The sequence below is a fragment of the Dongshaea marina genome, assembly GCF_003072645.1.
Taxonomy (GTDB): Bacteria; Pseudomonadota; Gammaproteobacteria; order Enterobacterales; family Aeromonadaceae; genus Dongshaea; species Dongshaea marina.
On sequence record NZ_CP028897.1, the window covers coordinates 3,191,992 to 3,206,666 of the forward strand.

At 51.4% G+C, this 14,675-nt stretch carries 11 protein-coding genes; 4 read left to right on the plus strand and 7 right to left on the minus strand.

Going from position 1 to position 14,675, the window contains the following annotated elements; all coding sequences use genetic code 11:
• The first annotated feature begins 10 nt into the window (after positions 1-10).
• The 3 genes from DB847_RS15030 (at position 11) to DB847_RS15040 (ending at position 3,567) form a co-directional block, all read left to right on the plus strand.
• Entirely contained in the window at positions 11-247 is a 237-nt protein-coding gene (locus tag DB847_RS15030; protein WP_108651434.1) for a FeoA family protein, read from the plus strand.
• Positions 240-2,594 (plus strand): Fe(2+) transporter permease subunit FeoB, encoded by a 2,355-nt coding sequence (gene feoB / locus DB847_RS15035; protein ID WP_108651435.1) that lies wholly within the window; start codon positions 240-242, stop codon positions 2,592-2,594. The genes DB847_RS15030 and feoB overlap by 8 nt, the downstream gene beginning before the upstream one ends.
• Before the next feature lie 163 nt (positions 2,595-2,757).
• Positions 2,758-3,567, plus strand: a complete 810-nt coding sequence (locus tag DB847_RS15040) for a substrate-binding periplasmic protein (RefSeq protein ID WP_108651436.1) — start codon at positions 2,758-2,760, stop codon at positions 3,565-3,567.
• A gap of 491 nt (positions 3,568-4,058) precedes the next feature.
• On the opposite strand, the gene DB847_RS15045 is transcribed toward DB847_RS15040, so the two are convergent.
• From DB847_RS15045 to guaB, 7 genes are all read right to left on the minus strand, one after another.
• Positions 4,059-5,312: an MFS transporter gene (locus DB847_RS15045; protein ID WP_108652989.1), complete on the minus strand. Its 1,254-nt coding sequence runs from the start codon at positions 5,310-5,312 to the stop codon at positions 4,059-4,061.
• Between the two features lie 727 nt (positions 5,313-6,039).
• Positions 6,040-7,662 carry a phosphoethanolamine transferase EptA gene (eptA, locus tag DB847_RS15050; RefSeq protein WP_108651437.1) on the minus strand — a complete coding sequence of 541 codons (1,623 nt, stop codon included), beginning with the start codon at positions 7,660-7,662 and terminating at the stop codon, positions 6,040-6,042.
• 668 nt (positions 7,663-8,330) lie between these two features.
• Positions 8,331-8,996 (minus strand): NAD(P)H-dependent oxidoreductase, encoded by a 666-nt coding sequence (locus DB847_RS15055; RefSeq protein WP_108651438.1) that lies wholly within the window; start codon positions 8,994-8,996, stop codon positions 8,331-8,333.
• 86 nt (positions 8,997-9,082) lie between these two features.
• The gene (locus DB847_RS15060) at positions 9,083-9,523 is read right to left on the minus strand and encodes an RDD family protein (RefSeq protein ID WP_108651439.1); all 441 of its coding nucleotides are present in this window, start codon (positions 9,521-9,523) and stop codon (positions 9,083-9,085) included.
• Positions 9,524-9,610: 87 nt separating this feature from the next.
• Entirely contained in the window at positions 9,611-9,931 is a 321-nt protein-coding gene (locus DB847_RS15065) for a heavy metal-binding domain-containing protein (protein WP_108652990.1), read from the minus strand.
• Positions 9,932-10,038: 107 nt separating this feature from the next.
• Positions 10,039-11,616 carry a glutamine-hydrolyzing GMP synthase gene (gene guaA, locus DB847_RS15070; protein WP_108651440.1) on the minus strand — a complete coding sequence of 526 codons (1,578 nt, stop codon included), beginning with the start codon at positions 11,614-11,616 and terminating at the stop codon, positions 10,039-10,041.
• A gap of 115 nt (positions 11,617-11,731) precedes the next feature.
• Positions 11,732-13,195, minus strand: coding sequence for an IMP dehydrogenase (gene guaB / locus DB847_RS15075; protein ID WP_108651441.1), 1,464 nt, complete (start codon positions 13,193-13,195; stop codon positions 11,732-11,734).
• 113 nt (positions 13,196-13,308) lie between these two features.
• Between guaB and xseA the strand changes: the two genes are divergently transcribed.
• On the plus strand, positions 13,309-14,673 hold the full coding sequence (xseA, locus tag DB847_RS15080; RefSeq protein WP_108651442.1) for an exodeoxyribonuclease VII large subunit: 1,365 nt from the start codon (positions 13,309-13,311) through the stop codon (positions 14,671-14,673).
• Positions 14,674-14,675: the final 2 nt, after the last annotated feature.

A 14,675-nucleotide genomic window follows, 5' to 3' on the forward strand; every position in this document is an offset into this window, starting at 1 on the left:
GTAGTAGAAGATGACCCCCGGACACAGTTACAGGATCAAGCGTTTTACCAACATCCCTTCTCCCCTGATTCAGCAAAAATTTCTGGCGATGGGCCTTCGCCCCGGCGTCGAGTTTAAATTAGTCCGTCGCTCTCCCTTTGGCGACCCCTTGCAGCTGCAGCTGGGACGCCTGAGCCTGAGCATTCGCAAATCCGAGCTCGTTTATCTTGAGATGGAAGATCTGACGGGAGAGAACCAGCATGCGTGAAGTTAAAGTCGCCCTGGTCGGGAATCCTAACTGTGGTAAAACCACTCTGTTCAACGCCCTGACCGGTGCCCGGCAAAGGGTCGGCAACTGGAGTGGGGTCACAGTCGAACGCAAATCAGGCTGGTGTGAATACAAGGGAAGTAACCTCTCCATCGTCGACCTGCCCGGGCTCTACTCCCTGACGACCAGCAACAGTGAGTCGGCCCTGGATGCCCAAATAAGCTCCAGCTATATCCTTTCTCAGGACGCCGATTGCTTTGTGAACATAGTAGACGCCACCAATTTGGAGCGTCACCTTGCCCTGACCCTGCAGCTACTCGAGATGAAGCTTCCGGTGGTGGTTGTGCTGAACATGTGGGATATGGCACAAAAGCTTAAGCTCAACATTGATCCACAAGCGCTTGCCAAAGAGCTTGGTTGCCCGGTGATCCCCCTGTGTGCTCGTAAGAAACAGGGGATTGAGCCTCTCAAGGAGGTTCTTGTTGAACTCCCTGCAAGCTCACCCGATCGTAGTGCCCTGACACTCCAGGAACTCCCAAAGGAGCTTATTGAACAACACAATGCCCTGGCTCGCAGCCTCAATGGCTGCTCCATGCCTGATGGGATCACTCCCGATTGGCTGGCCCTGAGACTTCTTGAAAACGATGCTTTTGCCGAGAGCCTTCTTGAAAAGCTACCCGATGCACAGATTGAGTGGAATAAGTTTGTCCAGGCCAGACAGATCGAACTGGAGCACAGCTCCCTGGCGATTGCCAGCAGCCGCTATCAGGTCATTGAGCACCTGCTGGAGCGAAGCTGCAAACTGGATGGTCACGGCAAAACCACCATCACAGAGATGATCGACGCAGTGGTTCTCAATCGCTGGCTGGGATTACCGATTTTCCTGTTTGTGCTGTACCTGATGTTTATCCTGGCAATCAATATAGGGGGCGCCCTACAACCCCTGTTTGATGGCACCTCTGCCGCTATCTTCATCGATGGCACCAGCTACCTGGCCGGTCAGTGGGGGCTTCCCGCCTGGCTCACCGCCATCCTGGCCCAGGGAGTCGGTGGCGGGATCAACACCCTGCTGCCCTTTATCCCTATGGTGGGGCTGCTGTTTCTGTTTCTGTCGATTCTCGAAGACTCAGGCTACATGGCCCGTGCAGCCTTTGTGGTCGACCGGCTAATGCGCGGCCTCGGGCTGCCCGGGCACGCTTTCATGCCACTTTTGGTTGGTTTGGGCTGTAATGTTCCTGCCATCATGGGGACCCGAACCCTTAACCGCGGCCGTGAGCGACTGCTGACTATTTTGATGGCTCCCTTTATCTCCTGTGGTGCTCGCCTTGCGATCTTCGCGGTATTTGCCGCTGCGTTTTTCGGAGCATCTGGCGGAACCGTGGTCTTCCTGCTCTACATCATAGGTGTCATGGTGGCGATCCTGACTGGCCTCATCTTTAAAAAGAGCATACTGCAGGGAGATGCCGAGCCCTTCCTGATGGAGCTGCCAGCCTATCACCTGCCACAGTTCAAGGCGACTTTGCTGCAAACCGGCCATCGCCTCAAAGGATTTCTGATCAAGGCAGGTAAGATCATTTTGCCGGTCTGCATCTTGATTGGTGCGCTAAACAGCGTCAACCTTCAGGGGCAGCTGACCCCGGCCGAGCAGAGCCAAAACTCGATTCTGTCTAAAATCAGCCAGGTCGCAACCCCGATCTTCAAACCGATCGGCGTCAAAGAGGAAAACTGGCCAGCGACCGTAGGTCTGGTAACCGGAGTTCTGGCGAAAGAGGTGGTAGTCGGAACCCTCAATACCCTGTATACCGCCAACCAGCTGGCAAATAACGAAGGTGCAGATGAGTTCAACCTGATGGGAGAGCTTAAACAAGCTGTGGTTGATACCTGGGATGGTCTCAAGAGTGCCCTCTCGGCCCAAAGCCTGCTCCACCCCATAGATGCCAGTGAGGCGGACGCATCCATGAGCAACAGCTCAATGGGAGCCATGGTCAGCATGTTCGGATCCAAGATAGCAGCTTTCTCCTATCTGCTGTTTGTCCTGCTGTATATCCCCTGTGTCAGCGCGGTGGGGGCGATCGCCAAAGAGGCTAACAAAGGCTGGGCTCTGGTCTCAACCCTGTGGAGCTTCTCTATCGCCTACTGTGTCGCGCTGATCTTCTATCAGGGGGCTCAGCTACCGGTACAGCCTGTCGAAAGCATCAGCTGGATCCTGGGAGCATTTATCTATCTTGGGGTGTTCTTCGCACTGCTAAAAAGAAACGCCCATAAGCTGCGCGATCAGCAACAGATCCCGATCCGCTTTATGGAGACAAGCCCGAAAGCCTGTGGCAGCTCTTCCTGCTGCTCCTAACAGGTAACCGGGATTAAGCCTAAGGCTGCTCGTTTAACATCGGGCAGCTTTTTTCTATATACCCCCACTCTTTTAAGCCCGTCAGGGCTTAAAAATTGCTCACCTCAACAGAGCCCGGGCTGACTATACTCAGGTTAACTGCAACAACTGAGTCCGACCACCGATGCTTAGCTTTCACCATGCTCCCGGGATGAGGCACCTGCTACAAATTGTCGGTTTACTGCTGCTGGGTCTAAGCGCCCATGCCCAGGCTTATGTCGGGAATATCAAGGCGCTGAAGGTCGTCTCCTTGCAGTACCCACCCTTTCAATATGAAGTTGATGGCAAACCCTATGGAGTCACGGTTGATATCGTCAAAGAGGCCTTCATGCGCCTGCATATCCCCATCAATATCAAGTTTCAGCCCTTCCCACGCGCACTATCCAATATTAAGGTGGGCAGCGCCGATGTGATTTTCACCTTCTACCATAAAAAAGACAGAGAGCGCTTTGCCTACTATTCCAAGTCACCGCTGATTGAGCAGACCATCTCGCTGTTTGCCAGAAAAGACAGAAAGGTTAAATATGAGGGCTCATTAGATGAGCTCAACCCCTACACCTTTGGCATGGTGCGCTACAGTTACGGCAAGGTTCTGGATAGCGCGGTTCGCGAGCACAAGATCACCAAGATTGAGTATGTCTCTGAAACCGAGCTGAACTTCAAAAAGTTTGTTCGGGGACGCTTTGATATTCTGCCAAGCGACCGGTTGGTCGCCTATTACTACCTCAAGAAGTTAAAGCCCGACTGGCGCAAAGAGATCCGGGAGCTCACCCCTGCGATTCAAACATTTCCCGCCTACGTTGGTTTTTCCAAGGCCGCCAAGATGGAGCAGATCCGCGATAAGTTTGACTGGGCCCTGCAGACGATGAAAGAGGATGGCACCTATCAGAAGATCATCATTAAACACCTGAATATCTTAAAACCCGCAAGCTAGGGCATTTTTGGTTTAATCCGGGCTGATACTCGCGCCCCTCAAGTTCAAGTGCTGCTTTGAGCTTTGTTAAGCTGACCTTCTGCAGCAAAGGTGTAGCTGCAAAGAAGCGGAACGAGAAGCAGGGAGCCGAACAGGGAAAGATTATCAGGGAGGATACCCGCTGCAGTACAGCAACATGGGTGTGATACTAATCACGAAAGAAAAGTGATCGGATTGCTCTGATAATCCATGAGCCATTTGCACCACGCAGCAAGTACATCCGGTATGCTCGATGCCAGCATCCATGCTGCCAACGGGCTAAATGGCTCACAGCTTATCCAAGTTGGAGTGAACAACACTCTGATCACTTAATCATCTGGTTTGGTATGACTTGCAAGTCAGAACTCAAAATCAAAGCTGTTTTCATGAAGTAAACCGCTTTATCCGGAAAACGCTCTGGATCAAAAAGGCCCGGCAGGTATGCCGGGCCTTTATCATGAATCAGATCACCCTCAAACTTTCAGCATGGAGACCTTTTGTTCTGATTGCTCAGAGCTCAGCTGTGGCTCACGACTATGACGGCTACGCATCAGGTAGGCACAAACCGACAGCGCGGCAGCACCCAGCAATAGCACGGGGATAATCGCCAGGGCATTCTGATAATCTGAATTGCTGTAGACCCGCAAACCATTCTCAAGGTGTCCGGACCACTCGTGATCCAGGAACACACCGATGCCGCGCTGCATGGTGAGGCCACCCAGCATGGTCAGAAAGTTAACAAAGGCGATCGCGGTGCCGGAGTAACGCTTGGGCATAAACTCAATCGCCAGCGGGAACACTGATACCTGGGCACTGGAAAACAGGCCAAACAGGAAAAACAGTACGCACAGACTCTTATAGGAGAGCCCTGGCTGATACAGTATGGTAAACATGATCCCTGCTGCAACAATGGCGCCCAGGAACAATAATCTCATCCGGGCCTGCAACTTATCTGACAGCCAGCCCTGAATCGGTGAGCCAACGGCCCAACCCAGGAAAACCAGAGAGCAGGCAAAGATCGCATCAGATTTTTGCAGATGCTGAGTATGCTCCAGAAACGGGATCCCCCACAGGGAAACAAACACAGAGTTGGGCATAAACAGGATCCCGCCGATGAGCCCAACTACCCATAGATAAGGCTGTTTGACGGTCATCCATAAGCCCTGCAGAAGCTCACGGGTAGTGACTGTCTCCTGATTCCCCTGTTTATTATTGGGGTTACGCACATAGATGAAGAAAATAGGCGTCAGGATAAAGCCAAAAATACCAACGCCGATCAGAGTGCTCTGCCAGCTGAAGTGATCGACCAGAACCGTCAGTGAGTCCTGTCCGGCCATGGCACCGATAAAGCCAAGACTGGTGATAATACCTGAGACCAGTGCCAGGCGATCGTTGGGCAGGATCATTGAACCCAATTTCAAAATTCCGACAAAGGCAAATGCTGATCCCAGTCCCTGTAAAAAACGCCCGGCATAGGCAAATGCGATAAAGCCTGTCGGCGCCACACCGACCAGAATACAGCCCAGGGCACAAACCACGACGGCAAAAGTCAGTAGATGATGAACCTTGAATCGATCCAAGAGTGGACCGACGACGATCTGCATCGGAGTATAGGCATAAAAGTAGAAACCCGCTAAAGTCCCTATCGCGGTTGCCCCTACACTGAAGTGGACCATCAATTCATTGATCATGATCCCAGGGGCGATACGAATGTAATATTCGTACATATAGAAAACTGCACCCAGAGCTATAATAAACCAGCTTATTTTTGGTATTTTTTTAGATGAAGTTTTATCCACAAAGAATCCTCTCTCATATGAGTACCAAAACGACAGACCCCTGTCGTATCGCTCTATCACCTAAACAGTCATAGTCAGTTCAAACAACTACTCACCTCTCGCAACCCAGTTATTTTTTCTATTTCTTTCACAGGGAATCTGTTGGCTCTCACTACCTTCAACGGGTAGTGAAAATAGGTACTGCGCGAGGAACTATTCAGGGTTCGGTTATGGCAAAATCATCTTGGCCATAAAATGCGTAAATTCGGGGCGAATTTTCAGTGAAACTGCATCTAGTGTCAAGGTTTATGCAGTTTAGCGGCATGCAAATCCGCCAAATCAGCTGTTGAAAAAATTATCAGGCAGGCGCTCAAACCGCGCGAGCCCTGTCTTTGTTTCTCACTTTATTCCAGATCAAAAAAAACAGCTTGCAACAGAACAATCTTTGAAAACCTAAGAAAAATACAGCACAAAAACAAAAGGAATTAACTTTTACAAAAGAAATCACCGTAATAACAAATGAAAGAAAGAGCCTCGATTGAGACTCTTTTCAACTAAAAACCAAGGGTTTAAGCGGCTAAAATTCCAGCGCCGATTTAATTATTTTCCCTTTACTTTTTGAAAGAATATGCATAAAACAGCAGCTTACTCCCTCTTTTTATTCATCTCGAAAGACTCATGTGTGACAGCTCGCAAAAAGATCCAGTTTCGGGTTATAGAGCTTTGTTTTCACATCCAGTAAACCAAGCACCGAGTGGAACAGATTATCCTGGGAAAAATGCTTTGCTCTTTGCTCTCGAAGGCACCGGGTATTGAGATCAAAGGAGTGAACAAAGCCCGGAGAGAACCACATGATGTAAGGGATATGGGTCTGCTGTGAGGGCGCTATCATATAAGGCGCACCATGCAGATACATCCCATGCTCTCCAAGAGACTCCCCATGGTCGGACAGGTACAGCATTGCGGTATTAAAGCGTGAATCATTGTGTTTAAGAGTCTGGATCACCCGATTGAGGAACTGATCCGTATAAAGCAGGGTATTATCATAGGTGTTCACCAGCTTTTGATGGGAACATCCCTGGATCTGATTGGTATTACAGGTCGGCTCAAATTTGGCGTAGGGTTTAGAGTACCGCTGGTAGTAGGTGGGCCCGTGACTGCCCATCTGATGCAGCACTATGACCGTATTACCTTTCTGCTTGCCTATATAACTCTGAAGCTTATAGAGTAGAGCATCGTCTCTGCACTCACCGTGACTACACACCTTTGCCAGATCAAAATCACGCACATTCACATATTTGATCCGATCGGCAACGCCCTTACTTCCACCATCATTATCCCGCCACAGCAGATTAAAGTGGGCTCTTCTGAGAAGATCCATCAGGTTACTCTGATGATGGGCCCGATCACCGTTGTAATTGGTCCGATTCATCACAGAAAACATGCAGGGAACCGAAAGGGCCGTGTAAGTACCACAGGAGTGGAAATTACTGTAACTAATCACGCCATCCTTTGCGAGCAAAGGGTTGGTCTGGCGGGAGTAACCATCTAATGAAAAATTCTCAGCCCGGGCCGTCTCCCCGACCACCAGAATTAATAGAGAGGGTTTATCTCTGTGTTGCCAGGATGCGCCCAAATGAGCATCCTTGCCTATCACCTCAAAGGTTTCATGATCACTGATATAGCGGTGCTTGACATAACGCAGGCTGGCCTGAATCACGTTACTGGGGAGGATCAACTTGGTGATATATTTATGATTACGTACAAAAGGCGCGTAATCCTTGAAAAAGCAGCTCGCAATCACCAGGATCACCAACACAGAGGCGACGATGTTGAGCAGCTTAAATCCCAGCTCCTTATACCAGCGGTTGGCAGTGTTGATCTTTACCAGGGCGATATACAACACCGGAAGCACGCCCATCAACAGTACCCAGATCAGAAGCAGCATGGAGAAAAGATCCATCGACTCACTGACATCGGTCTGCATCACATTTTGCATCATCCCCAGATCAAACATTGCATGGTAAAAAATAGCGAAATAACTCACTAAGCAACCGATGACAATAAACAGAATATAAAGAGGACGCTTCAGGTATGGAATTGAAATTAAAGTAAATAAGATATTAATAACCGCAAATACAAAAACCGGAATAGAAACAAAAAACAATAGGGAATGCAGGGAGTTAATTTCGATTAGCTTAGCGAGTTTACTCCACAAGGCAAAGTTATAAAAAAAAGTATAGAAAGCCGTTAGCATCAGGATAAGCCTGATGCTATTTATTCTCTTAACAAAAGACATAAATAGAGACACTTTGTGAATTGTGTAGGTATAGAGTCTGATTCAAATAAAAAGTTCAAAAAAAATTACAATTTTTTGTCGCATGCTCATAAATCAAGCAATGGTTCTCAGACAGAAACGCTCATTAATCCATAATGTCGATATTCAGGTGCTTTTCCAATAGAGATAAACACCCAGAGTTGATAATTACACTCAAAACCAGGCTATATCTGAAATCCACAAGCCATGTTCCAGGAATATATTTATAAAGCTCTAAGGGGTTCGAAAGTCTATTTGAGCAGGCTGTGAGAGGTTATCAGAAGTAGCAGCATACCTTGATGCTACCCAGAAAAGAGTACTGAGGATTGCTATTGCTAAGCCGGAAAAGACAGAGCAAGTAGATTCACAATAGTTCGGAGCTAGAGCATTTTTGGTTTAATCCGGGTAGTTATTCGCCCCCCTCAAGTTCAAGTGCTGCTTTGAGCTTTGTTAAGCTGACCTTCTGCAGCAAGGATGCTGCAGTAGAGCAACATGGATGTGACTTGCGAGTCAGCGATCAAAGTCAAAGCTGCTTTCATGGGATGAACCGGTTTATCCGGAAAACGCTCTAATAGCTGAGAGCTCTTCTGTAGCTCTCAGCTACTGTCTGTTAATGGCCTTCCTGGCAGAAAGCCATGGTCAATATCCGCTTAACGATACCAGCTGACAATATCTTCCTGATGCTGGCGGGTCTTCTCCCTGGGCTCCTGCTGGCGATAACCAAAGGCCAGCACATAACTCACCGAGAAACGAGCCCGATCCAGATGCAGCTCTTCGGCCAGGATCTCTTCAAACTTGCTGCGGGTAAATCCTTCGATGGGGCAAGAGTCGATCCCTATCATGGCTGCGGCCGTCATCATGTTACCCAGAGGGATATAGGTTTGCTTACCAGCCCAGTCCGTCATCGCCCGTTCACTGGCCAGAAGATCAAAATCTCGTTGCTGAAACTCCCGATAAAAATCCATTTTCATCGATTTTGCCTCTTCAGGAAGCTTCTGAACCTCGCTCATGAACTTATCCACATAATCGCTATCATGCTTCATGAAGTGGCTCTTGCGCACCAGGGTCACCAACAGATGGCTGGCCGTTGGAAACTGGCGCTTTCCACCCCAGCAATGCTCTGCCAGCCGCTCACGCAGGGAGCGGTTCTGGATCACCAGGAATTTCCAGGGTTCCAGGCCAAAGGAGCTTGGCGATAAACGGGCAGCTTCCAGAATATACTCGAAGTCTTCATCGCAGATCACCCGCTCAGGATCAAAGGCCTTACAGGCATGGCGAAATTTCAGTGCCTCGAGCACTTGTTGTTTAATCTTCAAATTTAACTCTCTCACTCAGTACGTCGAACCTCCATTCACGGGTAAGCAGAGGCTCCAACTGTGACAAAATCCCTATCGATACAGCTCTAACGCATACGAACCGTCTGACTACGGGTCAGGCGATCATGCAAAAAACGTCGCTCCCGATTAAACAGGGCATATATAAACAGAAGACCCGCCGGGATCAGAGATACCAGTTTTAGCAGGTTACGCCGCAAGGCGCCGACCCGGGTCAGGCGCTGCCCCTCTTCGGAAGCAACTTTGAGTCCCATCAGCTTTTTACCAAAAGTGGTCTGAGAAGCTGAGGACTCGAACACCACAAAATACGCCAGTAGCAACACAGCCGTCAGGGTGCGTATATCCCCAAACTGCTGCAGGTAGTGCAACTGATATTGAGAGTTCTGGGGGGCATTTTGCAATTGCTGAACCGTGACATCAAAGCCCTGGAAAAACCAGAACCAGGCGATCACCAATAGCGCAATCGGTACCGCATCAATTAAAAAAGCCAGCAAACGCCGCACAAACATCCCAAACCTCTCATGGTCATCTATTCAAAAAAGAATCGGGTGACACAGGTCACCCGATTCTCGACTCCGGAGGCGATGAGGCGATCGTCAATCCAAGACGACCGCTGTTCCGCTGATGCTCACCATCAGCATTCCACCATTTTGACCCAACACCTCATAATCCAGATCGATCCCGATCACCGCATCAGCACCAAGCTCAGCTGCTTTTTGAGTCAGCTCGGCAAAGGCGATCTCACGAGCCTTCTCCAGCTCTTGCTCATAAGCCCCGGAGCGGCCTCCAACAATGTCGCGAATGCTGGCAAAAATATCTTTAAATATATTTGCCCCCAGGATGGCTTCACCAACCACTATGCCTCTATAGTCGCGAACACTGCGTCCATCAATCTGGTGAGTCGTCGCCAGAATCATCGCATCCTCCTTGTATCCACGCTGAGACAAAGACTCAGATGCCTCTGTCTCAAATTCCTTTCCCGCCAAGGATACCTGATCTGACAAAAAATGTCTCCCCGGGAGGTTTACTCCCACTCAATGGTCGCAGGCGGTTTGCCGGATACATCGTAAACCACCCGACTGATCCCATCGACTTCGTTGATGATGCGATTAGAGATGGTTGACAGCAGATCCCAGGGCAGCTGAGACCAGCGTGCCGTCATGAAATCAATGGTCTCTACCGAGCGAAGCGCGATCACATAGTCATATTTACGCGCATCACCCATCACCCCAACGGAGCGAACCGGCAGGAACACCGCAAAGGCCTGGCTGACCTTGTTATAATAATCAGCCTTATGCAGCTCTTCGATGAAGATCGCATCGGCGCGGCGCAGCAGATCACAAAACTCCTTTTTGACCTCACCGAGCACCCGAACCCCAAGGCCTGGCCCCGGGAATGGGTGACGATATAGCATGTCATAAGGCAGTCCAAGCTCAAGGCCGACTTTGCGAACCTCATCTTTGAACAGTTCTTTGAGAGGCTCGATGAGCTGCAGCTCCATATCTTCCGGCAGGCCTCCAACATTGTGGTGAGACTTGATCACATGGGCCTTACCCGTATCACTTCCGGCAGATTCGATCACATCCGGATAGATGGTTCCCTGACCCAGCCAGCGAGCATTGACCAGCTTTCCTGCTTCTTCATCAAACACCCGCACAAACTCATGACCGATCGCCTTACGCTTAAGCTCGGGATCATCGATCCCCTCAAGGGAGCTGAGGAAGCGCTGCTCGGCATCCACATGGACTATCTTCAGGCCGAAGTGCTCGCCAAACATATCCAGTACCTGCTCGGCCTCATTGAGTCGCAGCAGGCCATTATCCACAAACACACAGGTCAATTGATCGCCGATCGCCCGGTGCAGCAGCATCGCCGTGACCGAAGAGTCCACTCCACCGGACAGACCCAGAACCACCTCATCACTGCCAACCTGTTCACGAATCGAAGCAACAGCCTCTTCAATGATCGAGGCCGGAGTCCAGAGCGCGGGGCAGCCACAGATCTCACGGACAAAATGCTCTAACATCCGTCCGCCCTGACGGGTGTGGGTCACCTCCGGGTGGAACTGCACCCCATAGAAGTGCCGGGAGGCATCCGCCATCGCCGCGTGAGGGCAGCTCGGAGTTGACGCCGTGGTTTCAAAGCCTGCGGGGATCGCCGCAACCTTATCCCCATGACTCATCCACACATCCAGTAAAGCCCCACCATCTTCGGCGATCGCATCTTCAATATTACGCAGCAGATCGCAAGGCGCTTCCAGGCGAACCTGAGCATAACCAAACTCACGATGCTCGGAGCCCTCAACCTTGCCACCAAGCTGCTGGGCCATGGTCTGCATTCCATAGCAGATCCCAAGGACGGGAACTCCCGCCTCAAACACATATTCCGGAGCGCGCGGCCCCTCCTCCAGGGTCACCGACTCAGGGCCACCAGAGAGGATGATCCCGCTTGGCTTAAACTCCCTGATCTTTTCATCGCAGACATCCCAGGCCCAAAGTTCACAGTACACACCGATTTCACGGATCCGCCGTGCAATCAGCTGAGTATATTGAGAGCCAAAGTCGAGAATAAGGATCCGGTGATCATGAATAGTTGATTTCATCTGCTTGGATACTTCCTGCCAGTGAGTCTGATGTTACAGACTGCTATTTATTTATGCCGGGCTTGTTGAGCCCGGCTGTGGGGGGGTATTCAAAAATGCTGAGTCTCAGGGAGAGTTAGCCTAATCGATAATTCGGTGCTTCTTTGGTGATGGTCACATCGTGAGCATGAGACTCCTTGATCCCGGCACCAGAGATCCGTACGAATTCGGCCTGGGTACGCAGGGCCTCAATGGTTCCACAGCCCGTCAGCCCCATGGCTGAGCGCAAGCCGCCCATCTGCTGATGAATAATCGCTTTGAGGTAGCCTTTATAAGGCACCCGTCCCTCGATCCCTTCGGGAACCAGCTTGTCTGCCGCATTGTCGGTCTGGAAATAACGGTCTGAGGAGCCCTTGCTCATGGCGCCCAGAGATCCCATGCCACGATAGGATTTAAAGGAGCGTCCCTGGTAAAGCTCAACCTCACCGGGAGACTCCTCGGTTCCGGCAAACATAGAGCCCACCATCACACAGCTGGCGCCAGCCACCAGCGCCTTGGCAATATCACCCGAATAACGGATGCCGCCATCGGCGATCACCGGAATGTTTGAGCCTTTCAGGGCCTCAACCGCATCGGCAATCGCGGTGATCTGCGGCACACCACAGCCGGTAACGATACGAGTGGTACAGATAGAGCCTGGGCCGATACCCACCTTAACCGCGCTCACGCCAGCTTCGGCAAGGGCAATAGCACCCGCGGCAGTCGCCACGTTACCACCTATGATGGGCAGCTCAGGAAAGGCCTGGCGGGTAGCACGAATTCTATCCAGCACCCCCTGGGAGTGACCATGGGAGGAGTCGATCAGCAGGACATCAACCCCGGCTTCGACTAGGGCCTGAACCCGCTCTTCATTACCTTCACCGGCACCGACCGCGGCACCGACCCGCAGGCGACCCAAGGCATCTTTACAGGCATTCGGCTTCTGCTCGGCTTTCTGGAAATCTTTGACCGTGATCATCCCCTTGAGGCAGAACTGCTCATCAACCACCAGCACCTTCTCAATCCGGTGTTGCTGCATCAGGGCCTGCACCTCTTCGGGAGCGACACCTTCACGAACCGTCACCAGGGCATCCTTCGCGGTCATCACCTGTTCAACCAGCACAGAGGCATCGGTCACGAAACGCACATCACGGGCAGTGATGATCCCAACCAGCTCATTATCTTTGGAGACTACGGGGAATCCGGCAAAGCCTTTTTGCTCGGTGAGGGTGCGAATTTCAGCAATAGTCATCTTAGGAGAGACAGTGACCGGCTCAGCCACCATTCCACTCTCATATTTCTTGACCAGGCGAACCTGCTCAGCCTGAGCTTCAATCGACATATTTTTATGAATAAAACCGATTCCGCCTTCCTGGGCAAGGGCGATCGCCAGACGTGCCTCGGTGACCGTATCCATGGCCGCAGAGATCATCGGCAGATTCAGGGTAATATCAGCAGTTAATTGAGTGCGCAGATCGGCAGTATTGGGGAGAACCGTGGAGTGAGCAGGAACAAGCAAAACATCATCAAAGGTTAAAGCTTCTTTCGCAATTCGTAGCATCGCAATATCTCACATATAGTGTGGGGGGTGTAAAATATTGCCGACATATTGTAGGGTAACAGGCTTAATCGGTAAAGCATTCATTTTGATTTTTCGTCTTTTAGGAGTTTATCTTGCAGCCCACACCCCCATCCAATATCTATAGTGTGACTCGTTTGAATGCGCAGGTGCGCAACCTGCTTGAGCAACAGGTTGGGATGGTATGGCTGAATGCCGAGATCTCAAACCTGACAATTCCGGCCTCAGGTCACTGGTATTTTACCCTCAAGGACAGTCGGGCTCAGGTCAGGGCCGTGATGTTTCGTGGCAGCAACCGCAAGGTCAACTTTCGCCCGCAAAATGGCCAACAACTGCTGATGCGGGCCCGCCTCACTCTTTATGAACCAAGGGGAGACTACCAGCTGCAGGTCGAATCGATGCTCCCGGCCGGTGAGGGGGCACTGCAGCTTCAATTTGAAGAGCTCAAGGCTAAGCTGGCTGCCGAGGGGCTGTTTGCTCCCGAGCGTAAGCAGCCCCTTCCGGAGCATCCCAGACGGATCGGGGTGATCACCTCCCCCAGCGGCGCTGCGATCCGAGATATTCTAAGTGTGTTAGCTCGAAGAGATCCCTCTTTGGAGGTGACCATCTACCCTGCGGCGGTTCAGGGCAGCGATGCCCCTGCCCAGCTGCGTCAGGCGATTGAAGCTGCATCCCGCCACGGGCACTGCGATCTGCTGCTCTTAAGTCGCGGCGGAGGCTCACTCGAAGATCTGTTCTGTTTTAACGATGAAGGGCTCGCCCGTAGCATAGCATCCTGCCCGCTGCCCATCGTCAGCGCCGTCGGCCACGAAATCGACTTTACCATCAGCGACTTTGTGGCCGATCTCAGGGCTCCGACTCCCTCGGCTGCCGCCGAGCAGATCAGCAAGGATAGCCAGGAGCTCAGGGCGCGTCTTAGCACATTGACCGACCGCCTGCGCCACAGCAGCCAGCATCTGCTGCGGCATCAGCGCCAGAGCCTGGAGCTGCTCCAGGGCAAGCTCCAGGCGCGCCACCCCATCAACCGGCTCAAGCAGCAAAGCCAGAAGCTCGATGAGCTGAGCCTGCGACTGTCCCACCTGACGGAGCTAAGACTCCAAAATAGTCAGCACAGACTCACAAGCCTGGCCCACCGCCTGTTGCAAAAATCACCGGTACGAACTCTTGAAAAGTATCGCCAGCAGCTCAGCTATCTCGGTGAACGTCTTCCCCGGGCTTTGGAGCTACGCCTTGAGGAGAAAAAGCAGCGCTTGCTTACTCAGATAGAGCAGCTGCAGCTGGTGAGCCCACTGGCAACCCTGGGCCGGGGGTACGCTATCGCCTATGACTCAAGACAGCAGATTATCCGCTCTGTGGAGCAGGTATCCGCTGGGGATCCCCTGGATATCCAGCTTGCAGATGGAAGGTTAAACGCCCAGATCCGGAAAGTGCTCCCACATAAAGTGGAGCCCGCCAGATAGGA

Bases quoted from the DNA above. Each gene is read 5' to 3' on its own strand.
- DB847_RS15045 (WP_108652989.1), bottom strand. From the start codon at position 5,312: ATGTACGAATATTACATTCGTATCGCCCCTGGGATCATGATCAATGAA.
- DB847_RS15060 (WP_108651439.1), bottom strand. From the start codon at position 9,523: ATGTTTGTGCGGCGTTTGCTGGCTTTTTTAATTGATGCGGTACCGATT.
- DB847_RS15040 (WP_108651436.1), top strand. From the start codon at position 2,758: ATGCTTAGCTTTCACCATGCTCCCGGGATGAGGCACCTGCTACAAATT.
- DB847_RS15065 (WP_108652990.1), bottom strand. From the start codon at position 9,931: ATGATTCTGGCGACGACTCACCAGATTGATGGACGCAGTGTTCGCGAC.
- guaB (WP_108651441.1), bottom strand. From the start codon at position 13,195: ATGCTACGAATTGCGAAAGAAGCTTTAACCTTTGATGATGTTTTGCTT.
- guaA (WP_108651440.1), bottom strand. From the start codon at position 11,616: ATGAAATCAACTATTCATGATCACCGGATCCTTATTCTCGACTTTGGC.
- feoB (WP_108651435.1), top strand. From the start codon at position 240: ATGCGTGAAGTTAAAGTCGCCCTGGTCGGGAATCCTAACTGTGGTAAA.
- DB847_RS15030 (WP_108651434.1), top strand. From the start codon at position 11: ATGACCCCCGGACACAGTTACAGGATCAAGCGTTTTACCAACATCCCT.
- eptA (WP_108651437.1), bottom strand. From the start codon at position 7,662: ATGTCTTTTGTTAAGAGAATAAATAGCATCAGGCTTATCCTGATGCTA.